This is a genomic window from Streptomyces sp. JLBT605, assembly GCF_058215555.1.
The window spans coordinates 5,797,053-5,814,072 of record NZ_CM177087.1; the positions used below are offsets into that span (position 1 = coordinate 5,797,053).

The window sequence follows — 17,020 nt, forward strand, 5'->3', positions numbered from 1 at the left end:
GCCGTGTCCATGCCCCTGATCGTCGGTGTCGACGGGTCGGAAGCAAGCCTGCAGGCCGTGGACTGGGCCGCTGAGGAGGCCGGCCGTCACGCGGTGCCATTGCGCCTGGTCCATGTCGCGGCCCCGGATGACACCGCCGGGGAACGGATGATCGCTTTCGTCGCGGCCCGGGCACAAAGCCGTGCTCCGTCGGTGACGGTGGTCCCGGACGTCGTACGCGGCGAGGACCCCGCCACCGCCCTGGCTGAGCAGGGCCGCAACGCGTTCGCCGTCGTCCTCGGATCGCGGGGGCTCGGAAATCTCGCGGGGCTGCTGCTCGGCTCGGTGAGCCTGGCCGTCGCCGGGCGTGCCGACTGCCCGGTGGTCGTGGTACGCGGCGGACCGCTGCACCGCGGCGGCCGCTTCCGAACCGTCGTCGTGGGCATCGAGGACGGGGAAGGCAGCGGCACCGCGGCGGATTTCGCCTACCGAGAGGCCCATGTCCGCCGCAGCGCCCTGGTGGCGGTCCACGCCGGCCGTGAGCCGGTCATGAACGCCGTCCCCCAGCTCTCCCTGTCCGGATACGGACTCGACCCCCGCCGCCCGCCCGCCGCGGTCCTCGACGACGCCCTGCGCGGCCCGGCGCGGCGATACCCCCAGGTGGCATTGGAGTGCAGGGTGACCGACGGGACGGCGCGGCAGGCGCTGCTGGAGGCATCGGCCACGGCTGATCTGCTCGTGGTGGGCGCCCGTCGGCGAGTCGGTCACTTCGGTCTCCAGCTGGGCCTGGTCAACCATGCTGTCCTGCACCACGCACCGTGCCCGATCGCCGTCGTCCCGCAGATATGACCGGACCGGTGGGCCGTGCCATAGGGACCTTCGGCCCAGTGACCGTGCCGGCCCCGGCGTTCGACGGTGGGTGCGGGATCGAGTCGGATCTTCTGGGAGGCCGACCATGAAGACGCCAGCTCCACTGAACCCGCGAGCCGATCCGAGGCGGTCGTCCGACGTCGTCCAGCTGTGGCTCAACAGACTGTCGATGGCGCTGCTCCTGCTTGTCGTGCCGGTCCTCGCGTTCGTCGCGGGGTCGGCCGCCTACACCTCCCAACTGCACACCGCGCGCTCCCAAGCGGCGGAGCGGCACCAGGTCACCGCGCGCCTGACCGAGGACACCCGCGGCGCTGCCGCCGGCAGCTCCGGAGAGGATCTGCGACGGGCACAGGTGCGGTGGACCGAGCCTGGCGGCGCGCGCCGCACGGGTGTGGCCGAGGTGGTGCCGGGCACCGAGAAGGGCGAGGCCGTGCGCATCTGGGTCGACCGGTCCGGGAGGCTCACCGAGGAGCCGCTGGCAGCCACGTCGGCCGTGTCGACCGGCTGGATGGCCGGAGCCATGACCGCGGCGGTCGGCGCCACGGCGGTATGGGGGGCGCGGGCGGCCATGCGGTGGGCGCTGGACCGCCGCCGGTACGCGCAGTGGGAGAAGGAGTGGGACGAGCTGGAGCCCGTCTGGTCCCGGCGGTTGCCGGGTTGAGCCTGCGCGGAGGACCTACCTGTCGTCCCTCGCGTAAGCGATGTAGTCCCTGACGGACACCACCCCGTCGACCCTCCGGCACAGCTGGACGATGACTGGGATCAGACTCCTGACGTCGACCGATCCACCCAGCGTGACCTCACCGTCCTTCACCTCCACGGTCACCTCCGAAGGCGCCAGCCGCATGGTGTGCCGCAGCAGGTCGCCCTCGATCTCCTCACGGATGGCGTCGTCCCTGCGCAGGAAGACCCGCAGCAGATCAGCGCGGCTGACGATGCCCAGCAGCCGGTCGGCCTCGTCCACCACGGGCAGCCGCTTGACGTTCTGAACCTCCATCAGCCGTGCCGCCTCCACCACGGTCCACTCCGGACGCGCGCACACGGCCGGAGCCGACATGATCTCCTCCGCCCGGGCGCCCTCCGCCTGCGCCCGCTCCCACGCCTCGAGGTGCGGGATCGGCACCCGCCCGGAGGTGTCCGGCTGATCCGCCGCCTTGCGCAGCAGGTCGGCTTCGGAGATCACTCCCACCGGACGGTCCAGGTCGTCCACGACGGGTACCGCGGTGACGTTGTTCTCGGCGAGCAGCCGGGCGACTTCCTTGAAGGACATCTGGGGCCGGGCCCGGACGACCGCCCGGGTCATGAGCTCGCCGACCGTGCGGTGGTGCATCTCCGTTCCCTTCGCGAGGCCACTGCCGTTCCGAAGCCCTCGGACAGTGGTGCGTGCGTCAGCCGAGAGTCCACGTCCACGACGCCCTCCACGGCCTGGACGAGCCGTACGACCAGCTCGACCGGCGCGCCTTGCCGTCTGGGAAGGGCCGCCTCCTTCGAAGATACGCGCGGCCGCCGCGGACGCCACACGCGGCAGCACAGGGTGGTAGAGGGGCACTGTCACGGGTACCCGGCCCTGGATACGCCACGGAAAGGCGGTGGGACGATGGAGCGGCCCCTGGTCGTCGGTGTCGACGGATCGGACTCCAGCCTGCACGCACTGGACTGGGCGACGGATGAGGCGGTCCGCCACCGGCTGCCGCTGCGCGTGATCCACGCTTCGCTGTGGGAGCGGTACGAGGGAGTCCGCCCCTCCTTCGCCACCGACCGGCCCAGCGAACAGGTGATGGCCGAGCACATCGCGGCCGCCTCCGCGGAGCGCGCCCGGAGCCGCGCCCCCCAGGTGCGGGTCTCGGCCGACATCCTGCCCGAGGACCCCGTCAGCGCACTCCTGCACGCGGGACATACCGCGTTCGCGCTCGTCACCGGCGCCCGAGGGCGGGGCGGCATCGCCGGGCTGCTCCTGGGCTCGGTGGGACTCTCCGTGGCGGCCCGTGCCGTCTGCCCCGTCGTTGTGGTGCGCGGGTCGGAACAGAACCGACGGGGCGAGGCCCGAGGGCAGCTCCCGGGTGGAGTCCGGGGGAGGGTGGTTCTCGGTGTCGGCGATCCCGACGAGGATTCGGCGGCCGTGCGCTTCGCCTTCCGCGAGGCCGAGGTCCGCGGCTGCGCCCTCGACGCCGTACGCGCCTGGCGGCATCCCGCCGATCACCGGCCCGGAGAGCCGCTGATCGTCGACGAGTCCGGGCAGGCCCACGAGGAAGCCGCCTCGGCCGCCTTGACCGAGGCCCTGCGCGCGGCCGAAGCAGCTCACCGCCAGGTGGAACTGCGCCGCCACGTCATCGAGGGGCCCGCGCACAAGGTCCTCCTGGACGCGTCGGCCGGCGCCGACCTGCTGGTCGTCGGTGCCAGACGGCGACACGGTCACCTCGGGCTCCAACTCGGACGGGTCGACAACGTCCTCCTGCACCATGCCGACTGCCCCGTCGCGGTCGTCGCCCAGCGGACGTGAGTGCCGCATGCCGGAGACGAGCGGTGGCTACGAGGACGGCTGGCACTGGAGGTACGAGGGCTACGACCCCGGCCAGGAGCGGCTGCGTGAATCCCTGTGCACGCTGGGCAACGGCTACTTCGCCACCCGGGGCGCTGTCGCCGAGTGCTCGGCCGGGCTGGTGCACTATCCGGCGACCTACCTCGCCGGCTGCTACAACCGCCTCACCTCGACCGTGGCGGGCCGGCAGGTGGAGAACGAGGACATGGTCAACCTGCCGAACTGGCTCGGCCTGCGCTTCCGCACGCGCTCCCCGGACGGCGGGACCGGGCCCTGGTTCACCCCGGATCGCGCCGACCTGATCCGGTACGAGCAGACTCTCGACCTGCGTGCGGGCACCCTCACCCGGCACCTCCGGTTCCGGGACCGGGTGGCGGGGCCGGTCGATGTGGAGCAGTGCCGGCTGGTCCACATGGAGGACCCGCACTTGGGCGCGCTGCGGACCGTCATCACCCCCGTCGAGTGGTCGGGCGAGGTCGAGGTGGAGTCCGGCCTCGACGGCGAGGTGATCAACGGCAACGTGCACCGGTACCGGGCCCTGAACCGCAGCCACCTGACGCGACGGCAGACTGGCGTCGCGGAGCCGGACACGACCTGGCTGCGGTGCCGCACCAGCACCTCCGACATAGGCGTCGCCATGGCCGCCCGCACGCGGGTCCCCGGGGGCAGCTCCCCGGCCGGAGGCCCTGGGGGAGCGTCCCCGGTCTCCGCACATCTCCACCCGGCCCGGCGGCACGTCACCCACCAGCTCGTCCTGCCGATCGGGCCGGACTGGCCGGCGGTCGTGGAGAAGACCGTGGCGGTGCACTGCACCCGCGACCCGGCCATCAGCGATCCGCTCGGGGCGGCACTCGACCGCGTGGCCGCGGCGCGGGACTTCCCCACGCTCCTCGCCTCGCACACCGCCGCGTGGGCCAGGCTGTGGCGCCGGGCGGAGGTCCGGGTGCCGGGGGAGGCGGGCCGTATCCTGCGCCTGCACCTGTTCCACGTCCTGCAGACGCTCTCCCCGCACACCGCCGAACTCGACGCCGGCGTCCCCGCGCGCGGGCTGCACGGCGAGGCGTACCGCGGCCACGTCTTCTGGGACGAGCTGTTCGTCCTGCCGTATCTGAACCTGCACCTCCCGGAGGTCTCCCGCGCGCTGCTGTCCTACCGCCACCGCAGGCTGCCGCAGGCGTGCCGCGCCGCGGCCCAATTGGGCCGGGCGGGTGCCATGTACCCCTGGCAGAGCGGCAGCGACGGCCGGGAGGAGGCCCAGACCCTTCACCTGAACCCGCGGTCGGGCCGCTGGCTGCCGGATCACTCCCGGCTCCAGCGCCACGTCGGGTCCGCCGTCGCCTACAACGTGTGGCAGTACTGCGAGGCGACCGGCGATACCGAGTTCCGGCAGACCAAGGGCGCGGAGATGCTGCTCCAGATCGCCCGCTTCTGGAGCGACAGCGCGGCCTGGGACCCGGGAGCCGACCGCTACTCCATCCGCGGCGTGATGGGCCCCGACGAGTACCACGACAGCTACCCGGACGCCGCCCAGCCCGGCCTGGACGACAACGCCTACACCAACGTCACCGCCGCCTGGGTCCTTGCCCGCGCTCTGGACCTTGCCGGGAGCCTGCCGGAATGGCGGCGGCGGGACCTGTTCGAGAGGGACGGGATCGACGGCGAGGAGCTACGACGCTGGGAGGACGTCTCGCGACGGCTGAAGGTGCCGTTCCACCACGGCGTCATCAGCCAGTTCGCCGGCTACGAGAACCTGGCCGAACTGGACTGGCGGCGCTACCAAGAGGGTTACGGGGACACCCGGCGGCTGGACCGGATCCTGGAAGCCGAAGGCGACACCGTCAACCGCTACCGGGCCTCCAAACAGGCCGACGTCCTCATGCTCGGGTACCTGTTCCCACCCGCGGAACTCGCCGACCTGTTCGAACGGCTCGGCTACCACCTGGACGACGACATCTGGCGAGAGACGGTCGACTACTACCTGCGCCGCACCAGCCACGGCTCCACCCTCAGCGGGCTGGTCCACGGCTGGGTACTGGCCCGATCCCGACGCGGTGACGCCTGGCGGTTCGTGCGGGAGGCCCTGGAAGGCGACGTGGCGGACGTACAGGGCGGCACGACCGGGGAGGGCATTCACCTGGGCGCCATGGCGGGCACCCTCGACCTCGTACAGCGAGGGCTGACCGGACTGGAGACCCGCGACGGCGCCCTGCGGCTGGACCCGGCTCCGCTCCCGGAACTCTCCACCTTCGGCTACTCGCTTCACTGCCACGGTCATTGGGGCGTCGGCGTCCAATTGCGGGGCGACGAACTGAGCATCAGCGTCCCCGCGTCCGAGGAGTCACCGATCCGCGTGGTACTGCCTGACCGGGCCGTGACCGTCGCACCGGGGGAGACCTGCTCCCTCGCACTGCCCAGGAAATCGTCCTCGGCCCTCCCGTCCGGGGCGGATGTCCCGGATGGGAGTGAGTAGCTCGTTCGGCCCCCGTCGAACCGTCGCACGCTGCCCGACGGCCGTGACCGTGCCCCGGTCGTGGAGGCTGACACCACGGGTGCCTTCCGCCCTGTTCTCCTCCCGGGCAACTGTGCTCCCTCGGCTCTGCGCTGGCGGGCCGGTGGCCGGTCTGCTCCCCTGAAGAAAGAGACGTTGAAGGAGGTGAGCGCCGTGCAGGCTGATCCGGACCGGCCCGGCCCGGCGGCCGGTGACTCGTCCGGTGACGTCGGCGTGACCGCCCGTATCGCGCTGCGGCGGGAGCAGTTGGGGATGTCCCGCGAGGAACTCGCCAGGCGAGCCGGGATGTCGGTGGCCTATCTGCGGCGTGTGGAGGAGCTGGGAACCGGCTTCGATCCCGGCGCGCTCATGCGGCTCGCCGCCGCGCTGGAGATGTCGTACGAGGAGCTGACGGAGGGCCGACGCGACGCGCCGCCGGGCCGGGGCGGACCGGCGGCCCACCCGGTTCTGGTGCGGTTGTCCGAGCAGGAATGCTGGGAACGCCTCGGTACACACGGTATCGGCCGCCTGGCTCACACGGCCGGTACGGCGGGTGGGGCTCCCGTGCTGGTGCCGGTCAACTTCCTCGTGGACGGGCGGAGCGTCGTCTACCGGACGGACCCGGCCGGCGCGGCGGCGGTCGGCGCCGGCGCCGAGGTGGCTTTCGAGACCGATCACGTGGACGAGCACAGCGGTCTGGGCTGGAGCGTGCTCGTGACGGGCACCGCCGAGCACCTCACCGACCCTGATGTGATCGACACCCTCGCGCGGCGCCCCGGAGCCACGCCGTGGGCCGGAGGCAGGCGCGAGCTGTGGATCCGCATCCTGCCGGGCCAGGTGAGCGGCCGTGTCATCCGGACACTGCAGGAGCCGAGCGGCGGCCGGTGAGCGTCTGCCCCGTGGGGGGCTCCGCGCCCGTCAGCGGAACACGGTGCTGGTAGAGCTGAGTTCGACCGGCAGCTTCGCTGCCTCCGGCTGGACCGGCGTGCCGCCGGAGCGCAGCATGGAAAGGGAGCCGAGAACCTCCGATGCGTCCCACCCCTGGAGGCGAAACGCGATGACTCTTCCAGCACGGCACCACCACCATCACGGCAGCCTGCTGGAGCGCGGGTTCCCGTGGCGTGAGCCGCCGGCAACCGACGGGGTCCTCACCGTGACCATCCCCAAGGCGCAGGTGGCCAAGCCCCACCACGTCGAGATCCAGACCTGACCCCCGAGGAAAGGGGGCAGCGGCTCAGCCTGCCGGTGCCGCCCCATCGCGCCGGTCGGCGGGCCGAGGCAACCCGACCCGGTCGGCCCAGCCCCCGCAGGACGCCACCATGAGCACCAGCCACGGCAAAGCAGTCCGAGAAGAACTACGGCCCCTCACCCGCGAGCTGCGCCACGTCATCCCCGACGTCTACCAGGGCTACAAGGAGCTCCATGACGCGGCCCTGCGCGCCGGTGCCCTGGATGCGAAGACCAAGGAGCTCATCGCATTCGCCATCGCGGTGAGCAAGGAGTGCGACGGCTGCGTCGCCGCCCACGCCCATGCGGCCGTACTCCACGGCGCGACGCCGCAAGAGGCGGCCGAGGCCCTCGGCGTCACCTTCCTGATGAACGGCGGGCCCGCCACCGTCTACGGCGCACGAGCCTTCGCCGCGTTCAACGAGTTCCATACCGAACACACCGGCCGGCAGGCATGACCGGCCTCGCAGTCCCTTCCACGAGACGCACGGGAGTGCGGCCCGCGTGGGAGACCGCACGGTGCGGGGGTCCGCGTGCTCACAAGCCGTGCAGTGCCATGGCCGCAGGGCCTCCAGGGCGCCGTCGTGCGCTTCGGCCTCGCGGGGGGCGAACCGTACGGCGCCCGGAGCCTCCGGGGAGCCGCCGGCGACGCTCACGACCAGCGGGAGTCCCACCGTTCCCCACCGCCTTCCTGCGCCGGCGACTGCGAGTGCCGCGGTGAACACCGTCGCACCGTCCATGGGGACACCGCGGTCTGCGGACCGATCCTCGGCTCGGGATATCCGGCCAGGTTGCGTCGCGCCGCTGCGGGGCGATGGTGGAGTCATAGGGCCGGGGAGAAGGAGGGCCACGGTGGTTGCGAGAACCGGCGTCTTCGGCGCCTTGACCAAGGATCATCGCGATCAGCTCATGGCACTCGGCCGTGAGGTGTCGTTCGCGACGGGCGAGCGCCTCTTCGACGAAGGCGGCAAGGCCGACCGCTTCTGGGTCATCCACACCGGCACGGTCGCTCTCGACGTTCTCGTACCGGGCAGGCGCGCGGCGGTCATCGAGACTGTCGGTGCCGGAGAACTGCTGGGCTGGTCCTGGCTGGTCCCTCCCCGGCACTGGCACCTGGGTGCCGAGGCCACCAGCCCGGTGCGGGCCTACGAGTTCGACGCGGCGGCGGTCCGTGACCTGTGCGGGAAGGACCCGGTGCTCGATCACGCGCTGTGCGTCTATGTCGCCGGAGTGATCGCGGACCGGCTCAGGGCGGCACGGGTACGGCTCCTCGACCTGTACGCGCCCCACGGCGCCGGCCAGGTGCCCTGACGGAGGCGGAGAGGAGGAGGTTCGAAGTGCCCGAGACCCCACACATCGTGAGCGACGTGATGACCCAGACGGTCGTTGCCGTCGGGCGTGACGCGCCGTTCAAGGAGATGGTCCGGACCATGGAGCAGTGGAAGGTCAGTGCCCTCCCGGTACTGGAGGGCGAGGGGCGCGTCGTCGGTGTCGTCTCCGAGGCCGACCTGCTGCCCAAGGAGGAGTTCCACGACAGGCCCATGAGCCTGCACGAGCAGCGGCAGCGCCTGTCCGACGTCGCCAAAGCCGGAGCAGTGACCGCGGAGGAGCTCATGAGTACCCCCGCGATCACGGTGCACCCCGGTGCCACCTTGGCTCAGGCCGCGCGGATCATGGCAGTGAAGCACGTCAAACGACTCCCCGTGGTCGACGAGGTGGGCATGCTGCAGGGCATCGTCAGCCGCGCTGATCTGCTGAAGGTCTTCCTCAGGTCGGACGACGACATCGAGGAGGAGGTCCGCCGCACGGTGGTCGCCTACCTCTTTCCGGCGTTCAGCCATGCCATCCATGTGAGCGTGGACGAGGGAGTCGTCACCCTCCGCGGACACGTCCGCGACACCTCGCTCATCCCGGTCGCCGCGCGCCTGATCCGCGCCGTGGAGGGCGTCGTGGACGTCGAGCCCCATCTCACCGGGGAGCCCGGCGCTTCGGCCTGACCGCAAGACATGCCGCAGTGACGCAGGCCCGTGCCGCCGCGCGTGCGCGGCCCGAAGAAGCCTAAGACCGTGTCCCTATGCCCACTGACCAGCACGTATGACTGCGAACAGCGTCTCATCAGGAGCGTCTCCCCTTCCGCCGCCCTGCGGCCGTGTTCGTTGCTCCGGGATCAGCGGCCCCGCGATCTCCCACAAGCCGTCCGGCACGATCCAGCTCCATGATCCCCGCCCCATTCCGGATCAAAGTCCGCCTCACCGCATGGGACACGGCCTTAGAAGTGTGGCCCGCATGAGCTCAATCCGATTACTGGGCACTCTCGGAGCCGCAATCTAAGGCGGCTCCTGGCCGGGGGTGATGGAACATAGTCGACGATCGCCGGTTGGCCAAACCGGCGATCACCGCGACCATTGACTATTCGCCTTCGGCTGTGCTTGGCGGTGGAGCCGTAGCGGACGCAGTGAACAGCGCCAAATAAACTCGATCGAGGAGGTGAAGGCATCCTGCGCTGCCTGTTGCTGACGGAGACAGCAGTGCCCGCTCGCTGACTCGCGCTTCCTTACGCCTCGCCACAACAATCCGACCCCGGATATTTCCTGCCGGTGCGGCGCCTGCCCCTGCTATTGGCCGCTGGCTTTTGCAGGGATTCCTCAGGTGTGCCGATCGGCGCTTAAACACTCGGCACATCGACGGCAGGACCGAGCCGAGCTCGTTGAGGTCGTCGGACAGGGCCTTGGCCCCTCGACTGCCGGGTTGGCACCCTACTCACCACGCCCAGGATGACAGCAGGGCGCCGTCACGCTACTGAGCTGTGAGGCCGCCCTTAGCAACGTCTACCCGATGTCATAGGACGATGCCCGAGATCGGCAACGTGTTGCCACTCCACAAGGAGTCAGGGGTACCCCGCCAGCGGGCCCTGCCACCTTGCCGAGCACAGTGACCGGCAGGTGGTGCGCCGGGACGGGCTGCTACCGAAGCGACCAGCCGGCCCGGGAGAGAGTGCCGCGGCAAATCCTTCAGCCCGCCTCCGGCAATTGATGGAGTGCATTTGCTTGCGGCCGATTCCTGGTGACGTTCGGCGCGTGGCGCGTTAGACTCGTTTTGTGGCCTCCTGACAAGTCCTGGAGAGAGGGAGGCGGTTGAGATGGCGGAGCTCGTGGGGACCATTTGGGGACCACACGGCATGCGCGTACCCGTACAAATGGCGCTCTATTGCACGGAATGCGCACACGATAGGCGCCAAAATAACCCGATATCTGGCGTTGGCACTTCTGGGGGTCAAGGGGTCGCAGGTTCAAATCCTGTCGTCCCGACCAGCGATTTCGCAGGTCGGAGGCCGTTTCCTCGAATTGAGGGAACGGCCTTTCTGATGTTCCGTCGGCTTGTGGTCGCAAGGTGGTCGCATTCACCGGTGTGCTGCGGGGTTGGTCCGGGGTAACTCGTGGCGTCTGTGGGCGGCCTGATGATGGTCATCTGGTTGTGCTGCCGCGGGATGTGGTCGCCAGGTGGTCGCGCGGCCGGTATGCGGAGCGGGGGAGCAGTCGGCCGGGTGGCTTGGGTGAGGACGCGGTCGATGGTGTCGACGGCCTCGCGGGCTGCCTGGGCGGTGAGGTGGCTGTAGATGTTCGCGGTGGTGGACAGCGTCGAGTGCCGCAGAGTCTTCGGGTGTGCTGCTGGTCCCGGCGGCCGCACCGGCGGTAGACGTGCCCCCGAGGAGTGGCAGAGCGCATGATGATCGCTTCCAGAAGTTGCGCATTGAGCTTTGCCCCGTACCGCCTGGCTGCGTGACGGATCTCGTGCAGGGCGTCCGGCCGCTCCAGCCGCATCGTCCTGGCCTCGCGTTCCTCATGGTGAACGCGCAGCCGCGGACCGTCGGCGACCAGGCGCAGCTCCGAGGGCAGCCCGGCCGTGCTCGAGATCTCGGCGGCCAACGGCCTCGCGGCCCTACGCTTCACCGGCGGCCGGTACGAGTTCGCCGGGATGGCGGGCACGACCGGCGCCGCGACCTGGTTCTTCGCCGCCCAGCGGCTGCCGTTCTTCGAGTCGGCTCCCGGCCGGCGCGGTTCGCTCCGTACGAACGGGCAGGGCTTCCAGCTGGACTTCCTTCTCCATACGTACTGCGCCGAATTCGACACGGACTGGGCGGTGTACGCCGTCCGCTGCACCGCCGGACCCGCCCGTCGGCTGCGGACCTACGTCAACGGCTACCCGTATGACCTCCGCAGGGACGACCGAGTCCGCACCGTCGCGTGGTCCGCTCCGATCCTGTCCCATCGCGACGACGTGGAGTACCGGGGACTCCTGGCCGCCGCGATCATCTGCGACGCGGCACTGAGCGACGAGCAAGTGACCGACACCTGCCGGTACCTGCTGCACCGCTACCGCATCCCGAGGCGTTCCCGGCGGTGGGTGGGCGTCGTCGAGTCACTCGCGGACCGGCGCGTGCATGCTGGGGTGCGCGGCACCGCTGGGCGTATCCAGGCCCGCGAGCAGGCGCAGTCCGTCCTCGGCAGGGCTGCCGGGGGCCGCGGACAGTACCAGCAGCTCCGTGCCTGAGCCATCCGGTAGTGCGAAGTTCTCCTGGTGCAGTTCCAGCAGTCCGACCAGCGGGTGCCGGTACGCCTTGCGGCCATGGGCGCGGGCGCGCACGTCCGCCCGGGCCCAGAGGCGGCGGAAGCGCTCGCTGCCCATCGCCAACTCGCCGATGAGCGAGGTCAGACGGGGGTCCTCGGGGTATTTCCCGGCGGCCAGGCGCAGATGCCCGACCACGTCGAAGGTGCATGTCTCCCAGTCCGCGTAAAGGCCGCACTCGGCCTCCTCAAGGAAGACGTGCCGGGCGATGTTCAGGCCCGGCATCGGCCGGCCGAAGAGGAGCCCGGCGAGCCGGTTCCCGGCGAGCACGTCCAGGCGGTGGTCCATGATCAGCGCGGGTGCGTCGGTGACCAGGTCGAGGACGCGCAGCAGCTCCGGCCTCACCTGCCCGCCCGGCGCCTTCGCGCGGCGGCGGCGCTGCCGGGCGAGCCGGTCAAGGTGCCCGTGTTCGGTCTCGTCGAGGCCGAGGACGCGGGCGAGCGCGTCGAGGACCTGCTCGGAGGGCTGGGTCGCGCGGCCCTGCTCCAGGCGTACGTAGTAGTCGACGCTGACTCCGGACAGGTGCGCGACCTCTTCGCGACGCAGCCCTTCGACCCGGCGACGGCTGTCAGTGGGGATGCCGACGGCCGCCGGGTCGACCCGGGCACGCCGGGTCCGCAGGAAGCCCGCAAGATCGTCCATGCCCCCAGTATGGCCTCGGTGTCGCCCGTGAAGGTGGCCCTGCCGGTACCAGGAAGCCCGGTCCGATGGACGAGGCGTCCCTGAACGCCGGGCGCTGCGGCGTCCAGGATCGAAGGCATCCGATCCGAAGGAGTTCCCATGAAGACGCTGATCGTTTACGCCCACCCGGAGCCGAAGTCGCTCAACAGCTCGCTGAAGGACCTCGCGGTGTCCACGTTGGAGAGCGCCGGGCACCAGGTGCGAGTGAGCGATCTGTACGCGATGGACTGGAAGGCGGTCGTGGACGCCGCGGACTACGGCCCCCACGCATCAAGTCCGCTGAAGGTCGCGGCGGACTCGGGCCGGGCCTTCGAGGCCGGGACGCTCACCCCGGACGTCCTCGCCGAGCAGGAGAAGCTGCTGTGGGCCGACACCATCATCTTCCAGTTCCCGCTGTGGTGGTACACCATGCCCGCGATCCTCAAAGGCTGGGTGGACCGGGTGTTCACTTACCGCTTTGCGTACGGCGTCGGCGAACACAGCGACACCAAGTACGGCGAGCGCTTCGGTGAAGGCACCCTGGCAGGCAGGAAGGCCCTGCTGTCGGTGACCGCCGGCGGACCGGAGTCGCACTACGCCGCTCGCGGGATCAACGGACCCATCGACGACCTGCTGTTCCCCATCCACCACGGCATCCTCTACTACCCGGGCATCGAGGTGCTGCCGCCGTTCGTGCTGTACGGCACCGACCGGATGAGCGACGAGGACTACCCGGACGTCGCCAAGGCATGGGAGCAGCGCCTGCTCACCCTGGAGTCGACCGAGCCGATCGCGTTCCGGCGGCAGAACTTCGGTGACTACGAGATCCCCTCGCTGCACCTGAAAGAGGGACTGGAGCCCGCAGGCCGCACGGGATTCGGGCTGCACGTGCGCGGCTGACTGCCGGCGATCGACAGGACGAGCTGAGGCGCGAACCCGAGGAGCAGCCCGAGGGCCGGGGGAAGCGGTGGCGGCCGACGCGGCGGCTATCTGCCCTCGGCCCTCGACTATGGGCACCCCCGCTCCGCGGCCCGAGCCCGACCCGGCCCCGACGCGCCTGACGGCCCGCCACGGCCCGTCACCGCAATCGGGCAGCATCTCCCAACCTCAGGACGGTTCGCCCCTACGCCTCCAGTTGGCAGATGAGCGCAACGGCTTCCCTCCCCGGAGGCAGGCACGCACGTGGCGAGCCCACCGGGCGCACACAGCATGCTGCTCATTCTCGAGAACATCGAACAGCCGCCAATCGGGGTGGCTCCGGAAATGGTGTACCTCTGCTGTCCGATATCGTGACAAAGCCAGTCCCGGGAGGACGTGCGTCCGTGCGTGGGAGAGGGGGCGGCGAGCCACGGATCCGGGCTCGCCGACCGCGCCGGCCTGGGCAGGGACCAGGGCAGGGGCGGGTGTCGCGGAAGAAGCCGCCGGTGGAGCCGTCGTCGGGCAGGGCCGCCGCCCATACGACGCTCGCGGCGCCTTCATGGACCGGACGACCGCCGGGGCCGCCCATGTCGGTCGCGACCCACCCCGGGCAGACGGCGTTGACCAGGCTGAGGCTGAGGCTGAGGCTGAGGCGGAGGCCCGGACCGACGGCCATGCCCCGGTTGGAGGACTTGCGGGCGGGCGGTGCGGGGGTTTGAGTTCGTCCGTGACTGCTTTGAATGATCTTGTACGGCCCCACCGCTACCCGCGTTCTTCTCGCTACGACCCGGCCTGGCTCGTCGGGCTCGACATGGGCCCGAACCCGTTGTGGCTCCTGGAGGACCTGGCCGGGGACCTGGATCTGCGCCCCGGTATGCGTGTCTTGGACCTTGGATCCGGCAAGGGCGCCACGTCCGTCTTCCTCGCCCGGGAGTTCGGCGTGGACGTCGTCGCCGCCGACTGGTGGATCCCGGCGGAGGACGCGGCCGCCGTGTTTGCCGAGGCAGGGGTAGCCGACCGGGTGACGGCGGTCCGGGCGGAGGCACACGCCCTGCCGTTCGAGGCGGAGAGCTTCGACGCGATCGTGAGCATCGACGCATTCGAGTACTTCGGCACAGCTGACAGTTACCTGCCCTACCTGGTGCACTTCCTCCGCCCGGGTGGCCAGCTGGGTATCGCCACTCCCGCGATGACCCGGGAGGTCCGCGACCTCGGCGCGATTCCGCCCCACATCAAGCGCGTGGTCGGCTGGGAGGCCATCGCCTGGCACACGGCGGACTGGTGGCGCTTCCAGTGGGAAATCACCGGACTCGTGGAGGTCACCTCCGCGCGACTCCAGGAGGATGCCTGGCAGGACTGGCTGCTGTGGGCGCGCGCGTGCGCCGAGCACCAGCCGGAGGGGGAGAAGGCGAATCAGCCGGTGATCGACATGCTCACCGAGGACGGCGGGGAATTCCTGTCCTTCACCCTGGTGACCGCCCGCAAGCAGTGAGCGGGTGGCAGCCGCCGGGATGCCCGGCCCGCAGGCCAGAGACTGGCGTGGCCGCCTGAGCTCGGAGCATTCCGTTCGGTCTGCTACGGTCACCTGGGCGCGGGAAACGCGCGAACACGGCTCCGGACCAGGGAGGTTGATGAATATGGCCGTCAGCGGCCTTCCTCAGCATGCCCTTTTCCGGTCCGCGCGCTGAACCGACGCGACGCGGTCCGGGTCGTTCCAACGACCAGGAGTCACACGTGCATTCCTTCATGTCCAAGGATCTCACCGAGCTGACCACCGAGCGGCTTGTCCTCCGTACCTGGACCGCGGCCGAAGCCGCCGCCGTCCTCGACCGTGAGGGCAGTGCTTCGCCCGCCGACTGGGCACGGGACTTCCCCTCCGAGGGCGACCGCGTCATCGCGGGCCTCCTCGGCGACAATCCCGCCTGGCTCGGCACGTACGGCCACCGGCTGATCACCGAGCGGGACAGCGGTCTCGTCGTCGGGTCGATCGGCCTGTTCTGGCCGCCCGCCGAGGGGGTCCTCGAACTCGGGTACGGTGTCGTCGCCTCTCGGCAAGGACGAGGCTACGCCACCGAGGCCACCCGGGCGCTGGCCGCCTTCGCTCTCACTGCGCCCGGCGTCCACACCATCACCGCCTGCGTGGAACTGTCGAACCCGGCCTCCGTCCGCGTCCTGGAGAAGGCCGACTTCGAGCGGCTCGACTCCACCCCGGCCGAGCAGGCAGACGGCTTGGCCCGATTCCGGGCTACCTCGCACACCCTCGACAAGTAGAAACCCCGTGGGCCGACGGCACCACCGTCGGCCCACCGGCTCCCCCGCCGCACTCAATCCATCGCGAACACAGACAGCCCGACCGCGGCTTGGGGCCCGGCTCCCTCACGTCGTCCTCACGACAAGAACCGCTGTGCACGATGACCACACGCCGTGCACTGATCCTGCTGGGCCACGGCGGCGGCCAGCACAAGACGGCCCCCGGCACCCATCTGGCCGGCCAGGCCGTCGAGGACTGGCAGACCGCCCTGACCGCGGTCCAGCGCCTCGACCACATCGGCACCAGTTCGGTGGGCTACTGCGGCATGTCCATGGGCTGCGGACTGGGCATCCCTCTCATCGCTGCCGAGCCCCGCATCCGCGCCGCAGTGCTTGGCCTCCTCGGCTCGTACGGGCTGGCCGAGGACGCCGCACGCGTCACCGTCCCCCTACAGTTCCTCATCCAGTGGGACGACCAGATGGTGCCGCGTGATCAGAGCCTGGCCCTGTTCGACGCCCTGGCCTCGGCTGAAAAGACACTGCATGCCAATCCCGGCAAGCACGGGGACGTGCCGTCCTTCGAACTGGCCAGCTCGCTGCGGTTCTTCGCCCGCCACCTGACCTGACCCGGCCCGCGGCGTGAACGAAGCCGTACTCCTCATCTGGCTCCGCCCGCAGCCCGGGGAGTTTGCTCACTCCTGGGTCTTGAGGTCCTCCAGCCCGGCCGCGACCAGCAGCGGGGTGAACAACCACAGCGCTGTGCGTGGCGACGCCGTTGAGGACGTACGGATCGGTGGCGAGAAGGCGGTCAAGTTCTTCGGCGGGCATCCGGGGGGCGAGGTAGACGCCACCGCCCAGAGGTACCTGGCGCCCGGCAACCTGAAGCGCTCAGTCACCGGCCCCCGGGGTGTAACGACCAGTGAGGACGCCCCGAAAGCGTCGCCGCCGTCAGGCGACGTGGTCTGCGGCCGTGTGCCGGGTGAAGTCCATGTGCCAGTTGGTGATCCAGGTCTGCCCGTCGTCGAGGGAGAACGCCTGCTCCCAGTGGGCGCGGTCGGTGGTGATGCCGGACCAGATGAAGCGTGCCTTGACCTTGCGGCCGTCGTGCTCGTCGTCGCCGTGGAAGACGCCGGTGCCGTCCGCGCCGAAGCTGCCGGTGACGGGTGGGAAGAGGGTGCCGGTGCGCTTGCTGGCCCAGTACAGCGACCACTGCGCGGTCGCCGGGTTGAACAGCCGCAGCGTCAGCCCGGAGAAGCCCTTGGTCGGGAACTCGATCTCGTCGAAGCTCGCGGCGCCGTCGAAGTGGCAGGAGGCGCGGGTGATGCCGGGGAACTCCTCCCAACGGTCATCACCCTCCGCCGGGTCGAGGAAATCCTTGCGCCAGCGGTTGGCGACGTCGTAGGTGCCGGTGAAGAACGCGAAGTCGTTGTTGGTCATGCCGCAGACGCTAGGACCGGTCCCCT

At 70.5% G+C, this 17,020-nt stretch carries 15 protein-coding genes and 3 pseudogenes; 13 read left to right on the plus strand and 5 right to left on the minus strand.

Going from position 1 to position 17,020, the window contains the following annotated elements; genetic code table 11:
- Positions 1 to 3 precede the first annotated feature (3 nt).
- The gene (locus tag AC4BDD_RS25465) at positions 4 to 828 is read left to right on the plus strand and encodes a universal stress protein (protein ID WP_490687784.1); all 825 of its coding nucleotides are present in this window, start codon (positions 4 to 6) and stop codon (positions 826 to 828) included.
- A 106-nt stretch (positions 829 to 934) separates the two neighbouring features.
- Positions 935 to 1,510 carry an Rv1733c family protein gene (locus AC4BDD_RS25470; protein WP_490687785.1) on the plus strand — a complete coding sequence of 192 codons (576 nt, stop codon included), beginning with the start codon at positions 935 to 937 and terminating at the stop codon, positions 1,508 to 1,510.
- Positions 1,511 to 1,525: 15 nt separating this feature from the next.
- Here AC4BDD_RS25470 and AC4BDD_RS25475 read toward each other — a convergent pair whose 3' ends face one another.
- Complete coding sequence (locus tag AC4BDD_RS25475; RefSeq protein ID WP_490687786.1) at positions 1,526 to 2,179, minus strand: CBS domain-containing protein; 654 nt, start codon at positions 2,177 to 2,179, stop codon at positions 1,526 to 1,528.
- 267 nt (positions 2,180 to 2,446) lie between these two features.
- Here AC4BDD_RS25475 and AC4BDD_RS25480 point away from each other — a divergent pair, with 267 nt between their 5' ends.
- From AC4BDD_RS25480 to AC4BDD_RS25510, 7 genes are all read left to right on the plus strand, one after another.
- The gene (locus AC4BDD_RS25480; RefSeq protein WP_490687787.1) at positions 2,447 to 3,349 is read left to right on the plus strand and encodes a universal stress protein; all 903 of its coding nucleotides are present in this window, start codon (positions 2,447 to 2,449) and stop codon (positions 3,347 to 3,349) included.
- A 7-nt stretch (positions 3,350 to 3,356) separates the two neighbouring features.
- A complete protein-coding gene (locus AC4BDD_RS25485; RefSeq protein ID WP_490687788.1) occupies positions 3,357 to 5,858 on the plus strand; it encodes a glycoside hydrolase family 65 protein in 2,502 nt (833 codons plus the stop codon).
- A gap of 183 nt (positions 5,859 to 6,041) precedes the next feature.
- Complete coding sequence (locus AC4BDD_RS25490) at positions 6,042 to 6,764, plus strand: pyridoxamine 5'-phosphate oxidase family protein (protein ID WP_490687789.1); 723 nt, start codon at positions 6,042 to 6,044, stop codon at positions 6,762 to 6,764.
- A gap of 169 nt (positions 6,765 to 6,933) precedes the next feature.
- The gene (locus tag AC4BDD_RS25495) at positions 6,934 to 7,086 is read left to right on the plus strand and encodes a hypothetical protein (RefSeq protein WP_490687790.1); all 153 of its coding nucleotides are present in this window, start codon (positions 6,934 to 6,936) and stop codon (positions 7,084 to 7,086) included.
- 109 nt (positions 7,087 to 7,195) lie between these two features.
- Positions 7,196 to 7,561, plus strand: coding sequence for a carboxymuconolactone decarboxylase family protein (locus AC4BDD_RS25500; protein ID WP_490687791.1), 366 nt, complete (start codon positions 7,196 to 7,198; stop codon positions 7,559 to 7,561).
- Positions 7,562 to 8,012: 451 nt separating this feature from the next.
- A complete protein-coding gene (locus tag AC4BDD_RS25505) occupies positions 8,013 to 8,414 on the plus strand; it encodes a Crp/Fnr family transcriptional regulator (RefSeq protein ID WP_490691932.1) in 402 nt (133 codons plus the stop codon).
- A gap of 26 nt (positions 8,415 to 8,440) precedes the next feature.
- Positions 8,441 to 9,100, plus strand: a complete 660-nt coding sequence (locus AC4BDD_RS25510) for a CBS domain-containing protein (RefSeq protein ID WP_490687792.1) — start codon at positions 8,441 to 8,443, stop codon at positions 9,098 to 9,100.
- Between the two features lie 96 nt (positions 9,101 to 9,196).
- On the opposite strand, the pseudogene AC4BDD_RS25515 reads toward AC4BDD_RS25510, so the two are convergent.
- Together AC4BDD_RS25515 and AC4BDD_RS25520 are read right to left on the minus strand one after the other, a co-directional pair.
- A pseudogene (locus tag AC4BDD_RS25515) lies at positions 9,197 to 9,334 on the minus strand (IS5/IS1182 family transposase); the annotation flags it as partial.
- 2,188 nt (positions 9,335 to 11,522) lie between these two features.
- A complete protein-coding gene (locus AC4BDD_RS25520; protein ID WP_490687793.1) occupies positions 11,523 to 12,371 on the minus strand; it encodes a helix-turn-helix transcriptional regulator in 849 nt (282 codons plus the stop codon).
- Positions 12,372 to 12,509: 138 nt separating this feature from the next.
- On the opposite strand from AC4BDD_RS25520, the gene AC4BDD_RS25525 reads away from it, so the two are divergent.
- Positions 12,510 to 13,289, plus strand: coding sequence for an NAD(P)H-dependent oxidoreductase (locus tag AC4BDD_RS25525; RefSeq protein WP_490687794.1), 780 nt, complete (start codon positions 12,510 to 12,512; stop codon positions 13,287 to 13,289).
- Between the two features lie 490 nt (positions 13,290 to 13,779).
- Here AC4BDD_RS25525 and AC4BDD_RS25530 read toward each other — a convergent pair.
- Positions 13,780 to 13,935: pseudogene (locus AC4BDD_RS25530) on the minus strand (short-chain dehydrogenase); the annotation flags it as partial.
- A gap of 99 nt (positions 13,936 to 14,034) precedes the next feature.
- Here AC4BDD_RS25530 and AC4BDD_RS25535 point away from each other — a divergent pair.
- The 3 genes and pseudogenes from AC4BDD_RS25535 to AC4BDD_RS25545 all read left to right on the plus strand — a co-directional run.
- Positions 14,035 to 14,799, plus strand: coding sequence for an SAM-dependent methyltransferase (locus AC4BDD_RS25535; RefSeq protein WP_490687795.1), 765 nt, complete (start codon positions 14,035 to 14,037; stop codon positions 14,797 to 14,799).
- Between the two features lie 254 nt (positions 14,800 to 15,053).
- On the plus strand, positions 15,054 to 15,578 hold the full coding sequence (locus AC4BDD_RS25540; RefSeq protein WP_490691933.1) for a GNAT family N-acetyltransferase: 525 nt from the start codon (positions 15,054 to 15,056) through the stop codon (positions 15,576 to 15,578).
- Positions 15,579 to 15,730: 152 nt separating this feature from the next.
- Positions 15,731 to 16,183: pseudogene (locus AC4BDD_RS25545) on the plus strand (alpha/beta hydrolase family protein); the annotation flags it as partial.
- A 322-nt stretch (positions 16,184 to 16,505) separates the two neighbouring features.
- Here the strand turns inward: AC4BDD_RS25545 and AC4BDD_RS25550 are convergent.
- The gene (locus AC4BDD_RS25550; RefSeq protein ID WP_490687796.1) at positions 16,506 to 16,994 is read right to left on the minus strand and encodes a hypothetical protein; all 489 of its coding nucleotides are present in this window, start codon (positions 16,992 to 16,994) and stop codon (positions 16,506 to 16,508) included.
- Positions 16,995 to 17,020 lie beyond the last annotated feature (26 nt).